23 protein-coding genes are annotated in these 23,250 nt (G+C 72.2%); 13 read left to right on the forward strand and 10 right to left on the reverse strand.

Annotation, left to right across the window (positions count from 1 at the left end; all coding sequences use genetic code 11):
- Positions 1-72: 72 nt before the first annotated feature.
- From ACFV8T_RS24785 to ACFV8T_RS24840, 12 genes are read left to right on the forward strand one after another with little or no spacing between them, the layout of a single operon-like run.
- Positions 73-516 carry a phage tail protein gene (locus ACFV8T_RS24785; protein ID WP_072488539.1) on the forward strand — a complete coding sequence of 148 codons (444 nt, stop codon included), beginning with the start codon at positions 73-75 and terminating at the stop codon, positions 514-516.
- A complete protein-coding gene (locus ACFV8T_RS24790) occupies positions 516-974 on the forward strand; it encodes a hypothetical protein (RefSeq protein WP_385331232.1) in 459 nt (152 codons plus the stop codon). The genes ACFV8T_RS24785 and ACFV8T_RS24790 overlap by 1 nt, the downstream gene beginning before the upstream one ends.
- Positions 971-1,114: a DUF6760 family protein gene (locus tag ACFV8T_RS24795; RefSeq protein ID WP_093896703.1), complete on the forward strand. Its 144-nt coding sequence runs from the start codon at positions 971-973 to the stop codon at positions 1,112-1,114. The genes ACFV8T_RS24790 and ACFV8T_RS24795 overlap by 4 nt, the downstream gene beginning before the upstream one ends.
- A 29-nt stretch (positions 1,115-1,143) precedes the next feature.
- Positions 1,144-2,928 (forward strand): hypothetical protein, encoded by a 1,785-nt coding sequence (locus tag ACFV8T_RS24800; protein WP_385331235.1) that lies wholly within the window; start codon positions 1,144-1,146, stop codon positions 2,926-2,928.
- Positions 2,929-2,965: 37 nt separating this feature from the next.
- Positions 2,966-3,403: a phage tail protein gene (locus ACFV8T_RS24805; RefSeq protein WP_093549687.1), complete on the forward strand. Its 438-nt coding sequence runs from the start codon at positions 2,966-2,968 to the stop codon at positions 3,401-3,403.
- A gap of 5 nt (positions 3,404-3,408) precedes the next feature.
- The gene (locus ACFV8T_RS24810; protein ID WP_326766754.1) at positions 3,409-4,212 is read left to right on the forward strand and encodes a peptidase M23; all 804 of its coding nucleotides are present in this window, start codon (positions 3,409-3,411) and stop codon (positions 4,210-4,212) included.
- A complete protein-coding gene (locus tag ACFV8T_RS24815) occupies positions 4,212-6,233 on the forward strand; it encodes a VgrG-related protein (protein ID WP_385331238.1) in 2,022 nt (673 codons plus the stop codon). Before ACFV8T_RS24810 ends, ACFV8T_RS24815 begins: the two co-directional genes overlap by 1 nt.
- A 36-nt stretch (positions 6,234-6,269) precedes the next feature.
- Positions 6,270-6,563 carry a PAAR domain-containing protein gene (locus ACFV8T_RS24820; protein WP_385331241.1) on the forward strand — a complete coding sequence of 98 codons (294 nt, stop codon included), beginning with the start codon at positions 6,270-6,272 and terminating at the stop codon, positions 6,561-6,563.
- A gap of 6 nt (positions 6,564-6,569) precedes the next feature.
- The gene (locus tag ACFV8T_RS24825; RefSeq protein WP_072488546.1) at positions 6,570-6,983 is read left to right on the forward strand and encodes a GPW/gp25 family protein; all 414 of its coding nucleotides are present in this window, start codon (positions 6,570-6,572) and stop codon (positions 6,981-6,983) included.
- Positions 6,980-8,938: a putative baseplate assembly protein gene (locus tag ACFV8T_RS24830; RefSeq protein WP_385331244.1), complete on the forward strand. Its 1,959-nt coding sequence runs from the start codon at positions 6,980-6,982 to the stop codon at positions 8,936-8,938. Before ACFV8T_RS24825 ends, ACFV8T_RS24830 begins: the two co-directional genes overlap by 4 nt.
- A gap of 5 nt (positions 8,939-8,943) precedes the next feature.
- The gene (locus tag ACFV8T_RS24835; protein ID WP_266416548.1) at positions 8,944-9,477 is read left to right on the forward strand and encodes a phage tail protein; all 534 of its coding nucleotides are present in this window, start codon (positions 8,944-8,946) and stop codon (positions 9,475-9,477) included.
- Positions 9,474-10,547, forward strand: coding sequence for a discoidin domain-containing protein (locus ACFV8T_RS24840; protein WP_385331247.1), 1,074 nt, complete (start codon positions 9,474-9,476; stop codon positions 10,545-10,547). Before ACFV8T_RS24835 ends, ACFV8T_RS24840 begins: the two co-directional genes overlap by 4 nt.
- A 7-nt stretch (positions 10,548-10,554) precedes the next feature.
- Here the strand turns inward: ACFV8T_RS24840 and ACFV8T_RS24845 are convergent, their stop codons facing one another.
- From ACFV8T_RS24845 to ACFV8T_RS24890, 10 genes are all read right to left on the reverse strand, one after another.
- Positions 10,555-11,901, reverse strand: coding sequence for a diaminopimelate decarboxylase (locus ACFV8T_RS24845; RefSeq protein ID WP_385331249.1), 1,347 nt, complete (start codon positions 11,899-11,901; stop codon positions 10,555-10,557).
- 178 nt (positions 11,902-12,079) lie between these two features.
- The gene (locus ACFV8T_RS24850) at positions 12,080-13,789 is read right to left on the reverse strand and encodes a PucR family transcriptional regulator (protein ID WP_385331251.1); all 1,710 of its coding nucleotides are present in this window, start codon (positions 13,787-13,789) and stop codon (positions 12,080-12,082) included.
- A 7-nt stretch (positions 13,790-13,796) separates the two neighbouring features.
- Positions 13,797-15,053, reverse strand: a complete 1,257-nt coding sequence (locus ACFV8T_RS24855; protein WP_385331253.1) for a cytochrome P450 — start codon at positions 15,051-15,053, stop codon at positions 13,797-13,799.
- A 22-nt stretch (positions 15,054-15,075) separates the two neighbouring features.
- On the reverse strand, positions 15,076-16,470 hold the full coding sequence (locus ACFV8T_RS24860; RefSeq protein ID WP_385331256.1) for an NAD(P)/FAD-dependent oxidoreductase: 1,395 nt from the start codon (positions 16,468-16,470) through the stop codon (positions 15,076-15,078).
- On the reverse strand, positions 16,460-16,696 hold the full coding sequence (locus ACFV8T_RS24865; RefSeq protein WP_385331258.1) for a ferredoxin: 237 nt from the start codon (positions 16,694-16,696) through the stop codon (positions 16,460-16,462). The genes ACFV8T_RS24860 and ACFV8T_RS24865 overlap by 11 nt, the downstream gene beginning before the upstream one ends.
- 113 nt (positions 16,697-16,809) lie before the next feature.
- On the reverse strand, positions 16,810-17,469 hold the full coding sequence (locus tag ACFV8T_RS24870; protein WP_385331260.1) for a hypothetical protein: 660 nt from the start codon (positions 17,467-17,469) through the stop codon (positions 16,810-16,812).
- A 132-nt stretch (positions 17,470-17,601) separates the two neighbouring features.
- Positions 17,602-18,792, reverse strand: a complete 1,191-nt coding sequence (locus ACFV8T_RS24875; RefSeq protein WP_385331412.1) for a mannosyltransferase family protein — start codon at positions 18,790-18,792, stop codon at positions 17,602-17,604.
- 150 nt (positions 18,793-18,942) lie between these two features.
- On the reverse strand, positions 18,943-19,344 hold the full coding sequence (locus ACFV8T_RS24880) for a hypothetical protein (RefSeq protein ID WP_385331262.1): 402 nt from the start codon (positions 19,342-19,344) through the stop codon (positions 18,943-18,945).
- Entirely contained in the window at positions 19,337-19,834 is a 498-nt protein-coding gene (locus ACFV8T_RS24885) for a SigE family RNA polymerase sigma factor (RefSeq protein WP_385331265.1), read from the reverse strand. The genes ACFV8T_RS24880 and ACFV8T_RS24885 overlap by 8 nt, the downstream gene beginning before the upstream one ends.
- Before the next feature lie 511 nt (positions 19,835-20,345).
- The gene (locus ACFV8T_RS24890; protein ID WP_385331267.1) at positions 20,346-21,239 is read right to left on the reverse strand and encodes a phosphorothioated DNA-binding restriction endonuclease; all 894 of its coding nucleotides are present in this window, start codon (positions 21,237-21,239) and stop codon (positions 20,346-20,348) included.
- Between the two features lie 725 nt (positions 21,240-21,964).
- On the opposite strand from ACFV8T_RS24890, the gene ACFV8T_RS24895 reads away from it, so the two are divergent.
- On the forward strand, positions 21,965-23,188 hold the full coding sequence (locus ACFV8T_RS24895; protein ID WP_385331270.1) for a helix-turn-helix domain-containing protein: 1,224 nt from the start codon (positions 21,965-21,967) through the stop codon (positions 23,186-23,188).
- Positions 23,189-23,250 lie beyond the last annotated feature (62 nt).

A 23,250-nucleotide genomic window follows, 5' to 3' on the forward strand; every position in this document is an offset into this window, starting at 1 on the left:
CCGGGAGCCGGGCCGTAGCAGCGCGGCCGTCCTGAGGTCCACCAAGCGGTTAAAGCGGTAAAGGAGCCTGTTGTGCCACTTCCCGATCTCGACAGCACCGTCGGGGCCTCCTTCGGCCTCGAATTCGACAGCGTCGTCATCAAGCAGATCACCGAGGTCAGCGGTCTGAAGATGGAGCAGGACGTCATCGAGCTGAAGCAGAACACCGCGGACGGCCGCTACGCCATCAAGAAGCTCCCCGGCAGGCCGAAGGCCGGTGAGGTGACCGTGACCCGCGGTCTCACCGAGGACAACAGCTTCGAACGGTGGATCAAGGACTCCCGGTTCGGCCGGATGACCGCGGCCCGCCGCAACGGCGCGGTCATCGTGTACGACCACGAGGGCATCGCCATCAAGCGCTACAAGCTCATCAACGCCTGGCCGAAGTCCCTGGAGATCGGCACCCTCAAGGCCGGTGACACCTCGGTCCTGACGGAGAAGCTCGCGATCACCTACGAGAGCATGGAACTCGACTGATGCGACGTACGGCTCCGGCGGAGGCCGTCGAACGGCCGGACGCGCACCTCCCGGCCGGCGGGAGCGGGCGGACCGGCCAACGGGACACGCTCCGTACCGAGTTCACCTTCGAGCTGCCGCGCGGGTACGTCGACGATGCGGGCGTCGTGCACCATACGGGCGTCATGCGGCTCGCGACCGCGCGCGACGAACTCGTACCGCTGCGGGACGACCGGGTGCGGGAGAACTCCGCGTACCTCTCGGTCGTGCTCATCGCCCGGGTCGTCACCCGGATCGGCACGATCGACGACATCCACCCCGGCATCATCGAGGACCTCTTCGCCTCCGACCTGGCCTTTCTCCAGGACTTCTACCGGCGGATCAACGCCGAGGGGCACACCCGCGCCGCCGTCACCTGTCCGGCCTGCCAGGAGGAGTTCGCGGTGAATCTCGCCGGTGGCCGCCTGGGGGAATCGTGACGTACGCGGCCGACCTGCTCTACGAGGAGGTCGCGTACCTCGCCTATCACTTCCACTGGCCGCTCGATGAGCTGCTGGATCTGGAGCACCCGGAACGACTGAGGTTCGTCGCACAGATCGCTCGCCTCAACGGGCAGTAGCGAACAGCGCAGGGAGGGCGGAAGAATCCATGGGCCTGATGTCCTGGCTGCGCGGTGGCGGGCGCACGGAGACGAGTACGAGCAGTACGGCCGCGGAGGCGGGCAGCGCGGGCGCCGCTGTGCCGGCCCCGCTGCGCGAGCGGGTCGACCTGGCCGAACTGCCGCCCATCCAGCGGACCCTGGGCGCTCAGGATCTGGTCATCGACCCCTCCGGATTCCAGGGATCGCTCTCCACCCGGCAGGACGCCTCGCTCGGGACACCGCTGGGGCATCTGGTCAGCCCGGACGCGCCGACCGGACTGGTGCACGGGATCACCGCCCCGGCCGGCCCGGCGACCGCGGAGCGTCCGTCGCCGGTGCAGCGGTCCGTGCAGCGGTCCGTGGAACGTTCGGTGGAGCTGCCGGTCCGCGCCAGGTCCATCCCCCTGTCCGTGCCCCTGTCCGTCCCTCTGTCCGTGCCCGTGCAGCGCGCTGTCCCGGGTGGTGAGCCCGCGATGACGTCGGCCGGGGAGTCGGCCGTGGCGGAGTTGCCGGTACGCCAACTGGTCGGCGAACAGCCCCTGGTGGCGGCGCCCGAATCCGCTGCACCCGAATCGGCTGCGCCCGAGCCGGCTGCGCCCCGGCCGACCACCCCGGCCCCGCCCGTTCAGCGGTCGGTCAGGCTGCCGGTCCCGGACCGGCCCCGGCGGGCGCCCGGCCTCGGCGCGCCGATGCCCGCGCTGCCGCCCACGGCACAGCGACAGGCTGCCCACGCCGGTCCGGAGGCGGAAGGGGCGGCCGGAGCGGTTCCGGTCGCCCGGAGTGTGACGGACGGTGGTGCCGGTGAGGTGCCCGAGGTCCCTCAGGCGCCCGCGGCCACCGAGGCGGCCACCGACTCCGACGCGCCCACCGCGCCGCTGCTCGGCGACTCTCCCCTGCTCCCCGCCGCGTCGGAGCCCGTACCGACGCCCGCGCCCGCCCCGGCCGTGCAGCGGACTCCCGCCGTGCCGCCGCAGGCGCCCCTGGCGCCGCCCCCGACCACCGCTCCGGTCGCGCCGCTGCTCGCCGACCGGCCCGTGACGCTCCAGAACGGTCGGAGCGGTGGGACGGGCGCCGTGCAGCGCTCCGCCGCGGACGGGGTGGCGCTGTCGCCGCCGGCCGCTGCGGGGCCGGTGCCGGGTCCCGGGCTGCCGTCCCTGCCCGATGCCGTACCGGTGCGCTGGACGCCCGCCGGGCCGGGTGCGCCGTCGATGGCGGCGGCGACACCGTCCGTACCGGCGGCGCTGCAACGTACCGCCACACCTCCGGGGCAGGCCACGGGTGCGCCCTCCCCGCCGCTTCCCGCCCTGCAGCGTCAGGCAGCCGGGGGGCCACCGGTGCCGCGTTCATGGCCGGGTCCCGGTAGCCGTACCGCACCGTCCGCCGTCCACACTCCGTCCGCGCCCTCCTTCACCTCGGCCGGTTCGGTCGCCGTGGCCGCCGGGGTGGCCCAGCGGATGGCCGACGGCAGTGTGGTCTTCGGATCGCCGCCCCCGCCGTACGCGCCGCCCGTCGTCCAGCGCGAGACGGAGGCCGAGGAGCCACCGCCACCGGATCCGCCCCAGGAGCCCTCGCCCGAACCCGATCCGGAGCCCCGACCGGAACCGGAACCCGGGTCCACGGCCGAGGGCCACGGTGCGCCGGGCGCTCCTGCCCACGCCACCGCCCCGGGTGGAGCGCCCGTCGTCACCGACGAGCTGGTACGCGCCCTGTATCCGCCGCTCAGCAGGCTCTTCAAGGCGGATCTGCGGCTGGAACGCGAACGAGCGGGATTCCTCATCAACACCAGGCACTGAGATCACCATCAGGCACTGAAATCGAGAGGTACGCGCCATGGCCACCGCCCAGGACAACGATCCCGCCGTCAGTGTCTGCTTCGTCGTCACGATCGACGACATCGAGCTCGGATCGTTCAACACATGTGACGGGCTGGGCTGCGAAGTGGTGCTCGAAACACGGGAGGAGGGCGGCAACAACGGGCATCTGTGGCAGCTGCCGACCCGCCTGAAGTACTCGAACGTCAAGCTGTCCAGGCCGCTCACCAAGGAGACCGAGAAGGTGGCGCGCTGGTTCGCCACCATGACGACCGGGTTCAGCCGCAAGACGGCGCACATCGAGGCGCGCACCGGGGACGGGCAGAAGGTGGCCCAGTGGGGGCTGCTGGAGGTCGTACCCGTCCGCTGGACCGGCCCCTCCTTCACCCCCGAATCGCCCAAGGTCGCGATGGAGACGATCGAGATCGCCCATCACGGCTATGTGATGGAGGGCTGAGCGTCGTGAGCGGTGCGGGTCCCATCGCCTTCAGCGCCGCCGGTACGTCCGGGGCGTCGGCCGCGAAGGCGGGCAAGGGAGGTTCGGCCAGGCCCAAGCTGGAGCACGCCTATCTGGAACTGCGGACCCCGCCGACCGGCGGCGGCCTCACCCCCGGCGGCCCGTGCGGGCGGATCGACTTCCAGTTCAACCCCAAGGAGCTCAGCCTCACCAAGGCCGCCTCCTGGAAACGGAGCCCGGCCAAGGGCGCGAAGAGCTCGGGCCCGCCGGAGTACCAGGGCTCGCAGCCCAGCAAGCTCACCGTGGAGATGTTCTTCGACGCCAGCGACACCCAGGACACCCGCGTGGTGACCTCCGTGGAACAGCTCTTCGCGTGCTGCGTGCCGACGAACGAGACCCGGCAGCAGCAGCGCTCCTCGCCGCCGTGGGTGGTCTTCCACTGGGGCGGGCTGACCGGATTCCCCGGCTACGTCAGTCAAGTACAGGCGAAATACACGTTGTTCACCACGTCGGGCGTGCCGATCCGGGCCGTCTGCCAGGTGACGATGGAGGAGATCAGCGGCGACACCCCGGGCCAGAACCCGACCTCGGGCGCCCTCGCCGCCCGCCGGGTGCACCGGCTGGACGCCGGGGACTCGCTGCCGTCGCTCGCCCAGCGCGAGTACGGCGACCCGGCGGCCTGGCGGGTGATCGCGGAGGCGAACGGGATCGACGACCCGATGCGGCTGGCCCCCGGCCGGCAGCTGCTGCTCCCAGCGCTCGACGAGCTGAGCCGGCTCGAAGAGGGCCGGGACGGAGGGCGGTCCTGATGGCGCAGCCGGGCGTCGCGACGGCGCTGGTGGTGGAGTTCGGCGGCAGTCCGCTGCCGGCGAAGTTCGTGAACACGCTGGTCGAGGGGTACGTCGACGACAGCCGGACGCTGCCCGACCTGTTCCTCCTGCGCTTCCGCGATCCGGACCGGGTGCTGCTGGAGCAGACCGGGCTGAAGATCGGCAGCGAGGTCAGGCTGCTGGCTCGGGCGGGCGGCGACCCGGCACCGAAACCGCTGCTGAAGGGGGTGGTCACCGCGCTGGAGGTGGAGCTCGACGAGACCGGCACCTTCACCGTCGTACGCGGTCTGGACGAGTCGCACCGGCTGTTCCGCGGCCGTCGGGTGGCCAGCTACCAGAACATGACGCTCGCCGACATCTGCGCCCAGGTCGCCCAGCGCGCCGGACTGAAGCCGGGAACGGTCGACGTGGCCGGTCCCGTGCTCGAACACATCGCCCAGCCCAACGTCACCGACTGGGAGTTCATCCGGGACCTGGCCGAGGAGGCGGGCGCCCAGGCGTACGTGCTCGACGGGCAGCTGCACATCACCCGGCCCGCGGAGGCGAGCGGCGCACCGGACGGCTCGGCGCGGGCCGACCGCAATCCGCTGGTCCTGGAGATGGGCAGCAATCTGCTGCGCTGCCGGGCCGGGGTGTCCTCCGCCGAGCAGGTCTCCGAGGTCGAGGTGCGCGGCTGGGACATCAAGGCCAAGCAGCCGCTGGTCGGGCGGGCACCCGCCGGGAAGTCGGCGACGCTGGAGCTGGGGGTGAGCGCGGCCGAGGTGTCCGCCCCGTTCGGCGAGGCGCGCTTCGTGGTCACGGACGCGGCGTACGGGGCGCAGGCGCAGGTGGACCAGGCGGCGAAGGCGCTGGCCGAGCGGATCGCCGGGTCGTTCGCGGAGCTGGAGGCGGTGATCCGGGGGAACCCGGAGGTGCGGGCCGGCAGCGCGGTGGCGCTCAACGCGGTGGGGGCGCCCTTCGAGGGGCGGTACACGGTCACGTCGTCGCGGCATGTCTTCGACCCGGTACGCGGGTACGAGACCTGGCTCACCGTCTCCGGTCAGCAGGAGCGCTCGCTGTTCGGGCTGACCGGCGGAGGGCCGGGGTCAGGCGGGTCCGGAGCCGGCGGGGGCGGGTCGCGCTGCGTGGGGCTGGTCAGCGGGACGGTCACCGACACCCATGACCCGGAGGGCTCGGGCCGGGTCAAGGTGCGGTTCCCCTGGCTGTCGGACGAGTACGCGAGCGACTGGGCGCGTACGGCCCAGTCGGGCGGGACGAGCGGCGGCGAGGCGTTCATCCCCGAGGTCGGGGACGAGGTGCTGGTGGGGTTCGAGCATGGGCACCTGGACCGTCCGTACGTCCTCGCCGGTCTGTACAACGGGAAGGACCGGCCCTCCCCGGGAAGCGGCAGCGGCGGCGGGGGCGCAGGGGGCGGCGGAGGCGGCGGGGGCGGAGGCCCGGCCGGCGGTGGACCGGGAGGTGCGGCCGGCGCGGTGCCCGGGGCCGTCCCCGGCGCACCGCCCACCGCGGGACCCGCCCCGGAGTCCGCCCCGGGAGACCCGCTGGTCGACCCGACCAGCGGGGCCGTCAACCGACGCTCGGTCGCCTCCAAGAGCGGCAACCAGCTGGAGATCCTGGACAACGCCAACGGGCCGCAGGGCGTACGCCTGCTCACCGGCGACGGAAAGCTGAAGATCGATCTGGACCGCAAGGGCACCGTGATCGTGATCAACAGCGACGGCAGCGTGAACATCGAGGCCAAGCAGCAGGTGTCCATCAAGGCGGCCCGCGGGGTCGCGCTGGACGGCGGGCAGGGAACGCTCGAACTGAGCGGTGACAGCGTCACGTTGAAGTCCCGCAGCGGAGTGAGCGTCGACGGCGGGACCGGCGAGGTCAAGCTCTCCACCGGCGGCACGGTGGACGTCCGGGGCGCCCAGGTCGCGGTCAACGGAACGCAGCGCACCGACATCAAGGGCGGCTCCTCCCTGGCCATCAACGCACCCATGGTGAAGATCAATTGACCGCGCGGACGCGCTGAGCGAGAGGAACGGACTTCCATGTCAGCAGCCGCGGCGGCAGCCGCACGGGTCGGCGACCCCACCGGACACCCCGGCACGGTCGGGCCACCCGGCGTCCCGACCGTGCTGATCGGCGGGCTCCCCGCCGCCACGGTCGGCACCCCGCACCTGTGTGCCTTTCCGCCGCCCGCGGTGCACGCCCCGTCCGTGATCGTCCCGCCCGGCAGCACCACGGTGCTGATCGGCGGGCGGCCCGCCGCACGCGTCGGGGACCGGGCCGCCTGCGGCGCGCCGATCGTGTCCGGGTGCCCGACGGTGCTGATCGGAGGCTGAGCGTCCATGGGACAGGAGTTCATCGGCGCGGGCTGGGCCTTCCCGCCGCGTACCGACGCCACCGGTTCCATCGCCCTGGTGCGCGGGGAGCACGAGCTGGAGGAGTCGATCCGGCTGATCCTGGCGACGTCACCGGGCGAGCGGCCGATGCGGCCGGAGTTCGGCTGCGCCGTCAACGACTACGTGTTCGCCCCGGCGGACGCGGGCACGGCCGGACAGCTGGCGTACGAGGTGCGTCTCGCGCTGGACCGGTGGGAGCCCCGGATCGAGGTCACCGAGGTCGTCGTCCGGTTCGACGAGGTGGACAACGGGGTCCTGTACATCGACATCGGCTACACCGTCCGGGGCGCCAACGACCCCCGGAACCTGGTCTTTCCGTTCTATGTGATCCCGCAGCACGAGGAGGTGGACGGCGCGTGACGCTGCCCAGCCCGTATCTGGACGACCGCCGCTTCCAGGGCCTGGTCGACGAGGCGAAACGGCTCGTCCAGCAGCGTTGCCCCGAGTGGACCGACCACAATGTGTCGGACCCGGGCGTGACCCTCATCGAGGCCTTCGCGACCATGGTCGACCAGCTCGTCTACCGGGTGAACCGGGTCCCGGAGAAGAGCTATCTGACCTTCCTCGACCTGATCGGGGTGCGGCTCCACCCGCCCACGGCCGCCCACACCGATGTGACGTTCCGGCTCTCCGCGCCGCAGCCCGAACCGGTGCGGGTGCGGGCCGGTACGGAGGTCGCGACCGTACGCACGGAGACCGAGGAGGCGGTGGTCTTCACGACCGTCGGCGAACTGTCCATAGTTCCCTGCGAGTTCGCCCACCTCGCCACCTGGCCGACATCCGGCGACGCGGTCGACCGTACCGAGGAACTCGCGCTCGGCCGGTCCGTCCCCTGCTTCGGCGCCACGCCCGCGCCCGGCGACGCCCTGTACGTGGGTCTGTCCGCGGCCGTCCCCTCGGGAGTCGTCGTACTGCGGCTGGACTGCGCGGTCGAGGGCGTCGGCGTGGACCCGCTGCGGCCGCCGCTGCTCTGGGAGGCATGGGACGGCGGTGCCTGGACGGCCTGCGAGATCGAGAAGGACGACACCGGCGGCTTCAACCGGTCCGGAGAGCTGATCCTGCACCTCCCTCAGGGCCACACGCCCGCCGTCGTCGTACGCCGGACCGGCGGCTGGCTGCGCTGCCGCCTGGTGGAGGCCGTCCCGGGCCAGCCCACCTACATGGCGCCCCCGGTGGTCCGCCGGATCACCGCGTTCACGATCGGCGCGACCGTCGGAGCCGTGCACGCCGAGACCGTGACCGACGAGGTGCTCGGCCCGGCCGAGGGCGTACCCGGCCAGACCTTCGCGGTGAGCCGCCCGCCGGTCGTCCCCGGCGACTTCGTCGTCGAGGTCGCGGACCCGGCGGGGGACCCGCAGGGCACGGAGTGGACCCGGGTCGACGACTTCGCGCACTCCGGCCCCGAGGACCGGCACATCACGCTCGACCCCAACTCGGGGCGGGTCGAATTCGGGCCGGCGGTACGGGAACGGGACGGCTCCATCCGCTACTACGGGAAGGTGCCGCCGAAGGGTGCCGCCGTGCGCGTGCGCTCGTACCGCACCGGCGGGGGGCTGCGCGGCAATGTCGCCCGCGCCACGCTCCGGGTGCTGCGCAGCGCCATCCCGTACGTGGCCCGGGTGGAGAACCGCCGCCCCGCGCTCGGCGGGGTCGACGGCGAGACGGTGGAGAGCGCCCGGGTGCGCGGCCCGATGACGCTGCGGACCCTGCACCGGGCCGTCGTGCCGCACGACTACGAACTGCTCGCCCGGGAGGTCGCGCCCGACGCGTCCCGGGTGCAGTGCATCCCGGCCGGCGGGGACCCGGACGTCGAGGCGGGCGGGGTGCGGCTGCTCGTCGTACCGGCCGGGCGCAGCGACGAGCAGGGCCGGATCCAGTTCGACGAGCTGATCCCGCCGCAGCACACCCTCGCTCTGATCGCGGGCCATCTGGACGAACGAAGGCCCATCGGCGCCCGGTTGGTGGTCGAGCGGCCCTTCTACCAGGGGGTCACCGTGGTCGCCTCGGTCCAGGCCCGCAGAGGTGTCGTGCTGGAGCAGGTGCGCGAGGCGGCGCTGACCGCCCTCTACAGCTACTTCAACCCGCTGAGCGGCGGACCGGGCCGCGACGGCTGGCCGTTCGGCCGGCCGATCCAGTCGGGCGAGGCGTTCGCCGTACTGCAACAGGTACCGGGCGTGGACCTGGTGGAGGACGTACGCCTCTTCCCCGCCGACCCCGTGAACGGGCAGCGCGGCGAGCCCACCACCAAGATCGCACTGGACCGGCACGCGCTGGTCTTCAGCTACGAGCACCAGCTCCGGGTACGGGAGGCCTGACCGCCATGCGCACAGCCGTGACCGGCCTGCCGACACCGCACCCGCTGATCGAACAGCTCCCGGCGGTCTACCTGGAGCAGGACTTCCTGCGCCGGTTCCTCGCGGCGCTCGACGACGTACTCGCCCCGGTCCTGCTCTCCATCGACAATCTGCCCGCCCACCTCGACCCCCGCAGCGCGCCCGAGGACTTCCTGGCCTGGCTGGCCCAGTGGGTGGCCGTCGACACCCGCACGGACCGCCCGGTCGAGCAGCGCCGCGCGACGGTGCGCGGCGCGGTCGAGCGGCACAGCCGGCGAGGCACCCGGCGCGGTCTCGCGGAGGCGGTGTTCCTGGAGACCGGGATCGAGCCGGAGATCGTGGAGAGCGGCGGGACGGCGTGGTCGACGACGCCGCACACCCGGTTCCCGGGCGGCCCGCGGCCATGGGTCACGGTCCGGGTCCGGGCCGCGCAGCCGTATCAGGTCGACCGGGTACGGCTGGAGGAGCTGATCCGTACGGAGATCCCGGCGCACGTGGGCTTCGACCTGGAGGTCTCGTGATCTGCGAGGCGTGCGGCCAGAACAACGTGCCGGGGACGCAGTTCTGTACGTCGTGCCAGGCGTTCCTGGAGTGGGAGGCGCCGCAGAACGGTTCCCCGGCGCCGCCGGCCACCCCGGCACCCCGGCCGCAGCCGAGTCCCCAGCCACACCACTCACCCCAACCACGCCCGGCGCCCCAGCCGTCCCCTCAGCCCCCTCCCCCTGTCGTCGCGGCAGCCGCCCCGCGTCGCCCCGGCGACGACCCGGACGAGCCGGTCCCGGGGCCCGAGGCGCTGCCCGACGTACCGCCCGGCCCGCCGAGCACACCCCCGGGCCCGCCTCCCGCCCCGCCCGTCCGCTGCCCCAACTGCCGTACGGAGAACGCCCCGGACCGCACCCTGTGCATCCGCTGCGCGCTGCTCCTGGACCCGGGCCCGCCGCCCGATGTCCGGCCTCCCTGGTGGCGCCGGATCCTCCGCCGGCGACCGCGTCAGGCGCCCACCGCGGGCACCCGGCCGAGGCGCCGGCTGTGGCGCCGCCCCGGTCTGGCGCTGCCGATCGTGCTGATCGTGCTGGCGTGCGGTGTCTGGTTCGCCCTTCCGCACGTGTCCGGCTGGTTCGGCTTCGCCAAGGACGAGACCGGGACGCCGGAGGCGGTGCCGCCCACCCGGTTCCGGGCCTCCAGCCGGGCTGCCGGGCACCCGGCGGGTGCGGCCTTCGACGGCTTCAACAACCGCTACTGGGCGCCCTCGGCCGCCGGGCCCGACACCGGGGTGGGCCAGTACCTGGAGTGCGACTTCGAGCAGCCGGTACGGGTGCTGAAGCTGGTCGTCTTCTCGGGTACGTCGGCCAAGATGGACGAGTTCCTCACCCAGGCCCGCCCGGCCAGGATCACCGTCCTGCTCACCTCCGCCGACGGAACCAGTGTCAGCAAGAAGCTGCGGGTCAAGGACCAGCCGGGCCAGCAGACCTTCGACCTGCGCGGATCGGAGATCGTCAGAGCCCGGCTCACGACCGACACCACCTACGGAGCGGGTCCCGGCCGCCGGCTCGCCGTCGCCGAGATCGAGTTCTTCGGCCGGAGGTCCTGACGGGAGCTCACGACGTGGTCAGCGCCACCAGATTGTCCGCCTGCGCGAGGCCGCTCTCCTCGACGACCCCGCGCACGCTCTGCGCCTCGCGCACCAGCGCGAAGCGCACCTGTCCGTCGGCGCCGGTGCGGTAGCCGTACACCGCGGGCCGGGGCAGCGAGTTGTACGAGAAGTGCGAGGAGAAGTAGTACGCCCCGGTGTCGTAGAGCGCCACCACGTCGCCGGGTTCGACGACGGGGAGTTCGAGCCCGCTCGCGGTGAGGTCCCCGGCGAAGCAGCAGGGGCCCGCGATGTCGACGACCTGGGCCGGGCCCTGCTTGGGGCGGCCCGCGGCGTCGAAGACCCCGACGCGCAGCGGCCAGGAGCCGGGCATGAACACGGTACGGGTGGCGACCTGGGCACCCGCGTGCGTGACCGCGATCTGCCGTCCGCCCGCGGACTTGGTGTACTCGACGACGGTGCCGATCGTCCCGCTCTTGGCGAGCAGGGAGCGGCCGAACTCGGTGACCAGGGTGTAGCGGCCGTCGAAGAGACCCGGTGCGGCCTCGCGGAGTCCGGCGACGTGGTCGGCGTACGTGGGCCGGTCGTCCTCGTCGGCGAAGTTGACGGGCAGGCCGCCGCCGATGTCGATCCCGGTGATCCGGGCGTGGCCCAGCCGGGTGTTGATCCGCTCGGCCAGCTCGTACGCCGCGCGGATGCCCTCGGCGATGAGCGGCAGCGGGCAGCCCTGGGAACCGACGTGCGCGTGCAGCCGGTTGAGCCAGGGCCGGCGCTCGAAGGCCTCGACCACCGCGTCGACGGCCCCCGGATCACGCAGCGCGACGCCGAATTTCGAGGTCGCGGTCGCGGTGCTCATCGCGCCGATGGCCCCCGCCCCCACCTGCGGGTTCACCCGGAGACCGATGGGTCCGGCGGCCTCCCGGCCGGCCAGCAGGCGGTCCACCCGGGCCATCTCCTGGAAGTTGTCCAGGTTGATCGCGATGCCGTGGCCGAGCGCGAACTCCAGCTCCTCGACCGTCTTCGCGGGGCTGTCGAAGACCAGCCGGTCGTAAGCGAACCCGGCCGCCAGCGCCTGCTCCAGCTCACCGGGCGAGGCCACTTCGCACCCCATCCCCGCGTCCGCGAGGAGCCGCAGCACCGGCACCAGACCGCACGCCTTCGCCGCGAAGGTGTGCCGTACCGGGGCGGGCCCCTCGAACGCCTCGTTCAGCGCGTCCACCGCGTCGAGCACACCGTCCACGTCGAGGAGCCCGACCACGGGCGCGTGCGGACCGAGCAGCCCGTCCTCGACGGCACGCGCCAGCGCCGCCGTGCGGCGGTCACCGCGCTGCCGGGCCGCCGAGCCTGAAGTCATGCGAACCACGACAACACCCCTCCATCTGCCACCTGGTCCGCACGGACGGCTTCGCGCCGGGCGTACGGACAGCTTCGAATCGGCTGTACGGACAGCTTCGGCGCGGAGGGGGCGGCGCGTCTTCGACCGACACGACGACGCCGGCCCGATTCCTTTGCCGTACCGGACAGCCGAACGATCAATGCCCGTCCGTCCCGGGCGGCCGGCGGGCCGCGAGCCGCAGTCCGACCTCCGCCAGCAGCCGCACGGCGGGGTCGGCCGGATCGACGCCGAACAGCTCCCGGGCCCGGCGCAGCCGGTACCGCAGGGTGTTGGGGTGCACATTGAGGCGCCGCGCGGCCGTGCCCGTGTCGCAGGACGCGTCGAGGTAGGCGGCGACCGAATCGCCGTACGCCGAACCGTGTGCCCGGTCGTGCTCCACCATCGCGTGCACCGGCCCGGACAGCGAGCCCCACAACGGCTCCACCCGGTCGAGCAGCCGGAGCACCGTCGTCCCGGGGACCACCTCGTCGTACGCCGCCACCGCCGAAACCGCCTCCCCGGCCGGCAGCCTCGCGGCCCGCTCCCGCAGCACCCGCACCACCAGCTCCGCGGTCTCCCGCGAGGCGGACAGCCCCGACGGCCCGGCCGCCACCGGTCCGGCGCCCGCGAGGACCACGCCGCGCGGCATCGAGCGCGCCGTCGTCAGCAGGGTGCGGGCCGGATCGGTCTCACCGTCCCCGGCCGGGACCAGGACGTACAGCAGCCGCCCGGACCGCGCGCTCACGCACCCCGGCCGGTACGCGGCGGCCTGCAGCGCCAGCACATCCAGCACCCGCTGCCCGGCGACGCCGGACGCCTTGCCGACCCCCGGCTCCCGCCCGTCGTACGCCTCACCGGCACCGGACACCCGCCCGTCGTACGCCTCCGCGACCACCACCGCGTACGGCCGGTCCGTCGCTACCCCGGCCTCCTGCGCGGCCCGGACGTCCCCCCTCAGGAGCGCGTGCACCGCCCCTTCCCGCGCCCTGGCCGCGGCCCGGCCCCAGGTCTGGTGGTGGGACAGATGGGGTACGGCGGCCCGCGCCGCCGTGCGCAGCGAGGCCGCCGCGTCCTCGGCGAGCGGCTGTCCGTCGGCGGCGGCCCAGAGCGACCCGAGCACCTCGGACCCGTGGCGCACCGCGATGGCCAGCCGCTCGGCGTACCGGGCGTCGGCGGGCAGCCGCACGACGTCTTCGGTGCTCCACAGGGCCTGGAAGAAGCCGCTCTCGCGGAGCTCGACGACCCGCCAGCGGGGGACCTCCTGGCCCAGGATCGTCAGCCGGCGCATCGGATCCGGTTCGTGGTCCAGCCGCGAATAGGCCAGCACCCGCGACTGCGGATCCTCGATCGTGATGGCTCCGCCGACCAGGTCCGCCACCGTATTGGCCAGCCCGGACAGATCGCCGAGCCGCAGCCCCGCCAGCCCGGCCGTTCCGCCCGGCCCGGCCGGGGCGCTGTGCACCAGAGCGGTCCGCAGCCGGCCGAGCACCTGGGTCCAGCCCTGATCCGGCCGCCGGGTCAGCAGCGCCGTACGTCCCCGGCCCGCCGCCTCCAGCAGCGCCGCCCGCGGCCCCCGGTCGCCCCGCCGCATCACCACGGCCGCGGCCCCGGCCCGGTCGGCGCCGCGCAGCACGTCCACGGCGTCGGGCGAGGCGACCTCCACCCCGACCGCGAGCAGGATCAGCCCGGCCGCCGCCCACGTGCCGTCGTCCCGCTCCTCGCCGGGGTCGTGCAGCGCCACATCGGTCACCGGCACACCGGTACCGCGCGGCGCCACGACGACATCGAGCATCCCGGGGGCGATCAGCCCGAGGATCTGCTCCAGCGAGGGGCCGGGGTCGCGCCGGTCCGGTTCGTGCGTCGGCATCCGCCCATCATGTTCCAAACAACCGGCCCTGGGGACGGAGACCGTCGAACGCGACGTTCAGATGACGGGGCCCGCGCAGCACGGCGTTCTGCCGGTACGGGGGAGGGTCCTCCACCAGCCGCGGGCCGTCGAGCCGGTGGGCGAGTTCGGTCAGGGCGAGTTGCGCCTCCAGCCGTGCCAGGGGTGCGCCGAAGCAGTTGTGGATGCCGCTGCCGAAGCCGAGATGCTGGATGTCCTGCCGGTCCGGGTCGAAGCGGTCGGGGTCGGGGAACCGTTTCGGGTCCCGGTTGCCGGAGGCCAGGACGAGCCAGACGGAGGCGCCCTCGGGGATGGTGGTGCCCGCGATGTCGATGTCCGCGAGGGTGGTGCGCTGCGGGAGCAACTGCACGGGGGGCTCGAAGCGCAGGAGCTCCTCCACGAGCGGGACGGCCAGCCGGGAGTCGTTGCGCAGCCGTTCGAGGACATCGGGGTTGCGCAGCAGGGTGAGCATCCCGTTGGTGATGAGGTTGACAGTGGTCTCATGACCGGCGATCAGGAGCAGGGCGGCGGTGCTGAGCACTTCCATCCGGGTCATCTGCCCGTCCGGTCCGTGCTGGGCGACCAGCTCGGAGAGCATGTCGTCGCCGGGCGCCCCGCTGCGTTCGTCGATGAGCCCGGACAGGTACGTCCCCAGTTCGGTGCGGGCCTGCTGGGTGACGCGGCGCCGCTCGCCGGCGTCCTGGCCGGGGTCCGGGTCGAGGCCGGCGGCGATGATGTCGGCCCAGGAGTGGAAGCGGGCCTCGTCCTCGCGCGGAATGCCCAGCAGCCGGCAGATCACGGTGACGGGGAAGGGGTACGAGAAGTCGTCGACGATGTCGACCTGCTTCCGGTCCCCGAAACCGTCGATGAGGTCGGTGACGATGCGGGCCAGTTCGCCGCGCATGTTGTGGACGCGCCGGGGCGTCTCCGGCGGCCCGAACGGGCGCATCGCCATACGGCGCAACCGGTCGTGCTCGGGAGGGTCCAGCCGCAGGAAGGCGGGCGGCAGGGACGAGGCCTCCTCCTCCTGGAGCAGGGTGCCCGCGGCACCGGGGGAGAGGTTGCGGGCGTCCGAGCTGATCCGCGGATCGTGCAGCAGACTCTTGATCTCCCAGTACGTGCTGACGACGAACAGCTCGTCCCCCTCCTGGCGCACCGGCTTCTTGCGGAGCTCGGTGTACAGCGGGTACGGGTCGGCGCGGTTGGCGTAGTCGGTGATCTGCCGCAGGAGCGTGTCTTGCGTCATGGTGGTGGGGTCCTTGCTGGGGTCAGGCGCGGGCGGGGGTGAAGGTGATCCGCTGGTCGGTCGGCGAGTAGCCGCTGACGGTGACGGACGGCCCGTGGGTGGGCAGCGAGGGGTCCGGGAAGTCGGCCGGGACCGGTCGCAGACCTTCGGGGCGGCGGTCCACCGAGGAGTACTCCGGAGGGAACGGGGCGGCCGATTCGATCTGCCGCTGGTAGAACTCCAGCCACTTCGTCTGGTCGAAGGAGACCGCGGCGATGACCCGGCCCTGGTACCCGTACACGCCGGTGAAGCGGTGGTCGGCGAGCGAGCCCTGGGTGACGATGACCTCCTCGCCCAGGGACGGGACGCCGACCGACTTGATGCTGACCCCGAACTGCGAGGACCAGAAGGCGGGGACCCACAGATGCGGGCGGCGCTCGGAACTGCTGCTGATCATGTTGTGCGCCGCGGTCGCGGCCTGCGCGACGGCGTTGCCCCAGTGCTCCAGGGAGAGGAACTGGTAGCCGAAGAGCGCGTGCGGGGACCGGGCGACATCACCGGCGACGAAGACGTCGTCGGTCACGATGCCACGGACGTCGAAGGCCCGGCAGCCCGCGTCGCAGGCGATTCCGCGCGGACCGGCGCCGAGCCCGGATCCGGCCAGCCACTCGGTGTTCCGGGTGGCGCCGAGCGAGACGACGGCGACATCCACGTCGAGGGCGGTGCCGTCGGACAGATGGGCACGCCGCAGGCGTCCCGCGGAGTCGCCCTCCAGCCCGGTGACCATGATTCCGCAGCGCAGGTCCACGCCGTGCTCACGCTGCAGTTCCGCGGCCACCTGGCCGATCACACCGCCGAGCGCGCCCACGAGGGGAGCGGCCCCGCGTTCGGCGACGGTCACCGGCAGCCCGCGCTCGCGGCAGGCCGAGGCGATCTCCGAGCCGGTGAAGCCCGCGCCGATGACGAGCACCCGGCGGGGCGATGCGGCCAGCCGCCGCTGGAGCCGGGCCGCGTCGTCGCGGGTGCGCAGCACGAAGACCCCGTCCAGTTCGGCCTCCGTCGGATGCGGCCACGGCCGGGCACGTACACCGGTCGCGATCAGCAGCCGGTCGTACTCCACCTCGTCGCCGTCGGCCAGCCGCACCCGTCCGGCCGCCATGTCCAGCCCGGCGGCGGCGACCCCGAGCCGCCATTCGGCGTCGAGCCCGCGCATCCTGGGCAGCTCGGTGCGATCGGCGGAGGCGTGGCCCAGCAGGACCTGTTTGGAGAGCGGCGGGCGGTCGTACGGTTCGTGGGGCTCGTCACCGATCAGCGTGAGCGAACCGGTGAAGCCCTCCTCCCGCAGGGTCTCCGCGGCCCGGAGGCCGGCCAGGGAGGCGCCGACGATCACGATCCGTCCCTCGCGCCTCAGTTGCTCCAGGGCACCGTCACCGGACACCGGACAGCCCCTCTTCCACCGAGGCAGGTGCGCCGTCCGGGTCCTCCACCAGGATGGCCTGCACCGGGCACGCGGTGGCGGCACGCCGCACCTGCTCGTGCTGCGTCTCGTCGGCGTGCGGGTTGTACAACAGCGATTCCTCGCCGTGCATGGCGAAGACATCGGGTGCCAGGAAGGCGCACTGTGCGTACCCCTGACACCGGTTGAGATCGACGACAAGCCTCATCAAGGGGCCGCCCTTCCAGTAGGTACCCCCGCATCAGCGTGCGAGGGCCGTTCCGGATCCGCGAGCACAGGCGGACCGATGGAGTTATCAGGCGGACCGATGGAGTTATGCGGTCATCGGCGGCCCGACGGGTCGGCCGCGGCGCGTACGAGGATGTGGAGGCCGACGACCAGGGCCCACAGCGGGAACGCCAGCTCGGACCAGGCGACGGTGCCGGTCACGAGGAGCAGGTTCAGGCCGACGAGGACGCCGAGAACCGTGAGCGGGCGCGGCAGGATGCCGAGCCGGTGCCCGATGGCGGAGGTCGAGAAGACGAAGACCGCGGCCATGCGCATCGCGTAGGTCGTCAGCAGGCCGTACGTGAAGTGCCCGCCGAAGAGCCACAGCTGCTGCCCGGGATCGGCCCCGGACACGTCGGCCGTCGCCAGCAGGCTTCCGGCCGCCGCCGCGGCCCCGAAAAGGGTCGCCACGAAGACCAGTCCGCTGCCCAGGAGGACGGTGGCGAGGAATTTGTCCTCGGCGTCCCCGATCCGGGCGCGTACGGCCCCCATGAACCACAGGAAGGCGATGCCCGCGAACGGGACGAGTTCGAGCGCCGTCCGCACCGTGCGCCGACGCGAGGGGTCGGTGAGCCACTCGCCGGAGCCCTGGCCCTGCGCGGACGGAATCGCCAGCCGGATCATGACGATGGCGGCGGCGAGCAGCAGGGCGAAGACCACCCCGGCCGTTCCCGCGGCCCGCGGCGTGCGCAGAGCCCGGCCTCGCGTCTCCATGGGCGGTCGCTCGCCTCCTTCGGCTCCGGGGCGGTCGACGGACCGACCCACCCCGGGACCAGCAAGCACCCGCGCGGGCCCCGGTGCCACCCGGACCGGCCGGGAGGGTGAGCCGCCCCGGCCGCGGGCGGGTCAGCCGGTCCAGCGTCCGGAGAGGAAGGTGACGGCGAAGACGGTCATCAGGGGTGCCGCGACGGCGAGATAGGCGGTCTTGACGCGGGGACTTCGCAGGCTCCAGGCGGCGAGACCGGTCCACAGCGGCCACCACAGGAGGGTCGCGCGGGGAATGGAGGTGTACCAGTAGGAGGTGCCCAGTGCCCACAGGCTGAGCGCGATGTACGCGGCTTCCGCCCAGCGCCGCCGCCGGACCAGCAGGGCGCACAGGACGATGCCGATCAGCATGGTGAGGAGTTCGGCCTGGCACATCAGGGCGTACCCGGTGGCCTGGGAGTGACCGAAGGCGGCGTGCCAGGTGTTCTTCCAGGCTTCCCAGGGGGCGTGGAAGTCGCGGTACCAGCCGCGTTCCTCGGCGTGCTTCCAGGCCATCCAGTCGGAGGTGTGCGCGTGCAGGTACCAGCTGTAGAGGAACGGCGGCAGGGCGGGCAGCGCCAGCCAGGGCAGACGGCGCCAGTGGGCGGGGGTGCGCGCGGTCGTCAGGAAGTGGACCGCGAGGGCCGCGGCGAGGAAGAGGCCGCTGACCCGGACGGTGGTGGCCAGGCACGTCAGGACGGCCGCGAGCGGCCAGTTGAGGCGCTGGGCGGCCAGCCAGGCGGGCAGGGCCAGGGCGAGGAAGAGCGCTTCGGTGTAGCCGACGGCCAGGAAGACCGCGCAGGGGGAGAGCAGGAAGAACAGGGCCGCGCGCTGCCCGGCTTCGGCCTGGGGCAGATGCAGCCGGGCGATACGGGCCAGGGCCAGCACGGCGACGCCGCCGGCGACGAGGGATATCAGCGCACCGGCGGCCGGCCAGCTCGGGACGACGGTGTGCACGGCCCGCAGCAGGAACGGGAAGCCGGGGAAGAAGGCCTCCCTGTTGTCCCAGCCGGATGTCCAGGGGCCGGACTGGCCCGGGAAGTAGCCCTGCTGGGCTATGTGCAGGTAGTGCCACCAGTCCCAGCGCTGCCACGACGAGAAGAACGAGGCGGCGTGATGGGTCCCCGGTTCGTCGGGGAATATCCAGCGGGTGCAGTAGGCGATGGTCCAGATGCCCACCCGGGTCAGCAGGTAGAGCCAGAGCACCTCGCGGTCGGCGGGCCCGATCCGGAGCAACAGCCGGGCGAAGGGGTTCGTACCCGGGCTCGTACCCGGCTCCGTGCCCGGTTCCATGCCCGGCTCCGTGCCCGGCGACGGGGCGTCGCGGGGCCGCTGGTGGGTCGAAAGGCTCACAACAGAATCTCCTGGGTCGGTTCAGCGCACACCGCATGGCCCGGCCGGGCGGCACCGGGGGCACACGAAAGTCGGGGGAGCGGCGGGAGGTCAGGGAGGCGGGAAGGTGACGCTCCTGGTGGGCGAGGGCGGTGCCGTGGTCGGGCTGTCGGAGGGCGTGCCCGACGGCGGCAGACTGGTCCGCGGCGAGGAGGGCGAGGAGCTCGACGAGCTCGGGGAGGTCGGGGACGGAGAGAGCCGGGGCGAGGGAGCGGGCGAGGGAGTGGTGGCGGGGACGGTGGTGCCCGTGTTGTCCGGCACCAGCGAGGCCACGGCCGCGCCCGTGCCCGAGAAGGCCAGGCAGGCCCCCACGGTCAGCGCGACGATCCGGCGCCTGCGCACTCGTTCCCCGCGCTCGGTGATGACCGAGGACGGAGCGGACCGCGCGCGGGCCTGCCCGGCGGCGGCGGCTTCCTTGAACAGGGACCTCAGCGGGTCATGGGGTTCAGACACAGGGCCACTCCTCGGTACGCGGATCCTGCAGACGGTGAGAGAGCGTGGCCCGGCCCCGGGCCAGATGCGTCTTGACGGTGCTGGCCGCCAGACCGGTCTCCGCGGCGATCTGTTCGACGGTCAGATCGCACACGTAATGCAGCGCCAGCGTGCGGCGCTGCTTGGGCGGCAGTGCTCGCAGCGCCTCCACCAACGCCACCGACTCGGGTCCGGGCGCTTCCGGATGCGGCGGGGCACCACTGCGCTGCCAGGCCTCCGCCGTACGGCGCCGCCCCCGCCACCGGCTCACCGCCAGCCGCCAGGCGACCGTACGGATCCACGCCTCGGGCTGCCCGTCGCGGTCGAGCTGGCGCCGCCGGCTCCAGCCCTTGACGAAAGCTTCCTGCACCACGTCCTGCGCTTCGTGCTGGTCGCCGAGCATGACAAACAGCTGCCCGGTCAGCCGGGCAGCCGTCTGCGCGTAGAACTCTTCGAACTCCTCGACGGTCAACAAACAACTCCTGGATCTCCTCGGTCTCACCCGGCATACGCCCGGCACCCCGCATCCGGACGACACCGAACCCGAAGAAACGAGGTGACGGTGATCACACACCCTCTCGACCCCGGGCATACATGAGAAAGAGGTATCAAACCCCTTGACCAGCGAGAAATTGGGAGGAGAATCTTCAATACACCAGAAAACCAGAGCGAGCCGCACCGCCGACGGAGACGTCCCGTCGACCGAGTGACCCCCTCGTCGGCTCTGGCCAGGCCCCCGGCAGCTCCTCCGGGCACGGAGCTTTCAGCGACGGCTGGAAGTCCCGGCACCGAGAAGGACTACCGGGGACTGCATGTGTCCATGAGCGAACGCGCTGTGCGCGCCCTCATTGCCGGGGTTGAGAGACCGACGTGGCAGGCGGAGGGGCGGGGGTGTGACCCGGCCCCGCCGGGCGCATTCGCCACCGGTGTGCGGTCCATCTTCGGCAGTGTTGTCGTGTGCACAGGCGCCCACGGCCGTGTGATCACGCCACGGAGGCGGGGCGCGGAATGCCGTGGAAGACCTGCCTGGTGTGCCAGGACCGGTGGTGCTCTGCGACCGGGCTCGAGCCCGACTGGGGGCCGATCAGTGGGTGGCCCGCCAGCGCTATGACGTGCTCGCGCGCTGTCGGGCTCCGCCCGACGAACTGTTGCGAGACCAGGATGCGGTGGCCTTCGCCGACGCCGAGGGCGCCCTTGTCGAACAGCTTGTGATGCAGTGCGCACAGGCACAGCCCGTTGTCGATGTCGTCCGGACCGTCGAACGCCCACCAGCGCACGTGCGCGGCCTCCAACCCGACCGGCACCGCGCCGATTCTGCCGTCGTAGCCGCAGAAGGCGCACTGGTACTCGTAGGCGGTCAGCACCATCTCCCGCATCCGCCGGTCTCGTTGCCGCCGCCCGGCCGGGAGTGGTCCGGACACCGTCGGCTCCAGCTCCAGGTTCAGGGCCTCGCAGAGATCGCCGTGGAGCGACGGCGGGAAGTGCTGATCGAGCAGCACCCGGGCGATCCGGCCGAGCAGCGACGGATCACGTCGCAGGGCTGCCCGCAGCTCCGGCACCAACCGCCCCGCCGCGCCCGTCGCCCGCAGCTCCAGCACCCCCGTGCCGGGACTGCCGGGCCCCCGATCGGTACGTACTTCCCACACCCCGTCGCTGACCAGATGGTGGAAGGGATAAGCGGGCGTCGTCCGGTTGGCCGGCCCGTACTCGGTGAGCAGCCGCTTCAGATCCTTCTCCACCACGCTGTACCGCAACTCGCCGTCGACATCCTCCCGGAACCGGCCGAGGGCGTACAGGAGCAACAGGGGCTTGTGCGGAGCCCGTATCCCGTTCCCGGTCCATTGCCTCAGCTTCGCCGCGCGTTCGAGCCAGTCCATGACCGGCGATCGTAGCGATGCCACCCCGGCCGGAACGTCACGGTCCGGTGAGGGACAGACGGGCGCATTCGCGGCAGGCGCGTGCCGGGGCGGCGATCTTGACGTGGCCGCACTGGTTCCAGGTGGTGCTGGCGGTCGTCGAACTGGTGCTGTCGCGGCTGTTCTTCTGGCTGGCGGACGCCGAGAAGAAGGGACTCCGGGACGGCGGCTGAGACGGGTGCGATGTATTGCCGGTGAGAGCAATGGCGGGCGGACGATACGAGATTCGAACTTGTAACCCCACTCGATCGGTATGGGCAGCACCCAGGTCGACGTGATCACACCCGGTCGGCCGGTGGGAGGCGTTGTGCTGTGCCGGGCGGTGATGCTCGGGAGGTACGCACCGTTGGCCGTCCGTGGAGCGGATGCAGTCTCTGTCAGGCGGGCGATTCCCGACTTGGCCGTGATAGTGCGCAAGGTTTCCCGCAGCACCCCTCCCTCTTTGATCGGCTTCTAGCCACGATATCCAGTCGGTTTGGCTGATAGGAACAATTCGCAGGCACTGGGGTCATGCACAACCGGTGCGTGGGATGCCTCTCGTTCCCTAGCACCGTGCGCCCGCGCAGAAGGAGGAAACATGAAACTTCTGCTTACCCCACGGAACGAACGTCTGGTCATGCCAGACTCTTCTTCATCGGCAGCCGAAGCGGAATTCGGCCAACCAGACAGTGGAGAAGGGTGGGGGTATGGGCGTCCCGTTACGTTTCGGAGCGGAGTTGCGTCGGCTACGGGAGGACGCGGGCATGACGCTTCAGCAACTGGCTGACGTCACGAGCTACAGCAGAGGGCACCTCTCGAAGATCGAGCGGGGAACCAATCCCCCCACCATGAGCCTGGCTCAGCGTTGTGACGCCCACTTCGGTGCCGGCGGACGACTGCGCAAGGCGTACTCCGCCGAGGTGGATTCCGCTGGGAGAAAGTCGAAGCCGGCGCGCCGCCAAGTGATCGTCACGGGGGTAGGTTCCCTGCTCGCCACCGGTCTGACCGACGGGGGAAAGAACGGTCACGCCAGTGACAGGGAACTGCCGCCGGGGGCGCTTTACCAGGATCAGCTGCACCAGATGAAGAAGTTGGGGCAGAACCTGGCTCCCACCGCGATGTTGCCGGTTCTGCACTCGCAGGTATCGAACGTGATCGCGCTTGCTTCCCGGAGTACGGGCCCTTCCCGGGCCGGGCTGCTGGTCACGGCATCCCGCTTCGCCGAGTACATCGGGTGGATGGCCCAGGAGAGCGGCGATGAGACCATGGCGCTGAACGCCACGGCCGAGGCGGTCGAACTGGCTCGGGCTGGCGGTGACGAGCACCTTGCGGACTATGCGCTGGTCCGTCGTGCACTCGTTACGTACTACAACGGAGACGCGTCCCGGACGATCGCGCTCGCCCAGCAGGCTCAGCGCAGCAGTGCGCCTCCGCGGGTCAGGGGCCTCGCGGCCCAGCGCGAGGCTCAGGGGCATGCGCTCCTCGGCGACGAGCGGGCCTGCGGACGCGCTCTGGACCGGGCCCGCGATCTGCTCTCGGTGGCGGAGGATCCCTCCGGCACTCCGGCGCTGGGCACGACGCAACTCCTCGACCCCGTCTCGATGGTGACCGGCTGGTGCCTGTATGACCTGGGGCGTCCCCGGGAGGCGGCGGACGTTCTGGAACGCGAGTGCCGCCGCATCGCACCGCACGCCCTGAACACCCGTACGCGGTACGGGCTGCGACGTGCCCTGTCACTGGCCGCGGCAGGTGAGGCCGAGAGTTCCTGTGAGGCGGCTCGCGAACTGCTCGCCTTCATGACCGTCATTCCCTCCGCCACTGTGCGCACGGACGTGCTTCGGCTGGACCGTGAATGGTCACGGTTTCGCGGGAATGTGGTGGTGCGTGGTTTGCGGCCCGCACTCGCCAATGTACTGAACTGCGGCAACTAACCGCCTAATTCTCGCCACACCTATCGGCTGCAAGCTGTAATGCCGCCCTGTCCACCGGGCTG

Origin of the sequence: Streptomyces sp. NPDC059832 (genome assembly GCF_042731715.1) — a bacterium.
In the GTDB taxonomy this organism is placed as follows: Bacteria; Actinomycetota; Actinomycetes; order Streptomycetales; family Streptomycetaceae; genus Streptomyces.

What these genes read in the sequence shown, in the direction of transcription:
- ACFV8T_RS24790 (WP_385331232.1), top strand. Translation starts at nt 516, where the DNA reads ATGCGACGTACGGCTCCGGCGGAGGCCGTCGAACGGCCGGACGCGCAC.
- ACFV8T_RS24800 (WP_385331235.1), top strand. Translation starts at nt 1,144, where the DNA reads ATGGGCCTGATGTCCTGGCTGCGCGGTGGCGGGCGCACGGAGACGAGT.
- ACFV8T_RS24805 (WP_093549687.1), top strand. Translation starts at nt 2,966, where the DNA reads ATGGCCACCGCCCAGGACAACGATCCCGCCGTCAGTGTCTGCTTCGTC.
- ACFV8T_RS24815 (WP_385331238.1), top strand. Translation starts at nt 4,212, where the DNA reads ATGGCGCAGCCGGGCGTCGCGACGGCGCTGGTGGTGGAGTTCGGCGGC.
- ACFV8T_RS24820 (WP_385331241.1), top strand. Translation starts at nt 6,270, where the DNA reads ATGTCAGCAGCCGCGGCGGCAGCCGCACGGGTCGGCGACCCCACCGGA.
- ACFV8T_RS24825 (WP_072488546.1), top strand. Translation starts at nt 6,570, where the DNA reads ATGGGACAGGAGTTCATCGGCGCGGGCTGGGCCTTCCCGCCGCGTACC.
- ACFV8T_RS24835 (WP_266416548.1), top strand. Translation starts at nt 8,944, where the DNA reads ATGCGCACAGCCGTGACCGGCCTGCCGACACCGCACCCGCTGATCGAA.
- ACFV8T_RS24845 (WP_385331249.1), bottom strand. Translation starts at nt 11,901, where the DNA reads ATGACTTCAGGCTCGGCGGCCCGGCAGCGCGGTGACCGCCGCACGGCG.
- ACFV8T_RS24850 (WP_385331251.1), bottom strand. Translation starts at nt 13,789, where the DNA reads ATGCCGACGCACGAACCGGACCGGCGCGACCCCGGCCCCTCGCTGGAG.
- ACFV8T_RS24855 (WP_385331253.1), bottom strand. Translation starts at nt 15,053, where the DNA reads ATGACGCAAGACACGCTCCTGCGGCAGATCACCGACTACGCCAACCGC.
- ACFV8T_RS24865 (WP_385331258.1), bottom strand. Translation starts at nt 16,696, where the DNA reads ATGAGGCTTGTCGTCGATCTCAACCGGTGTCAGGGGTACGCACAGTGC.
- ACFV8T_RS24870 (WP_385331260.1), bottom strand. Translation starts at nt 17,469, where the DNA reads ATGGAGACGCGAGGCCGGGCTCTGCGCACGCCGCGGGCCGCGGGAACG.
- ACFV8T_RS24875 (WP_385331412.1), bottom strand. Translation starts at nt 18,792, where the DNA reads ATGGAACCGGGCACGGAGCCGGGTACGAGCCCGGGTACGAACCCCTTC.
- ACFV8T_RS24890 (WP_385331267.1), bottom strand. Translation starts at nt 21,239, where the DNA reads ATGGACTGGCTCGAACGCGCGGCGAAGCTGAGGCAATGGACCGGGAAC.
- ACFV8T_RS24895 (WP_385331270.1), top strand. Translation starts at nt 21,965, where the DNA reads ATGGGCGTCCCGTTACGTTTCGGAGCGGAGTTGCGTCGGCTACGGGAG.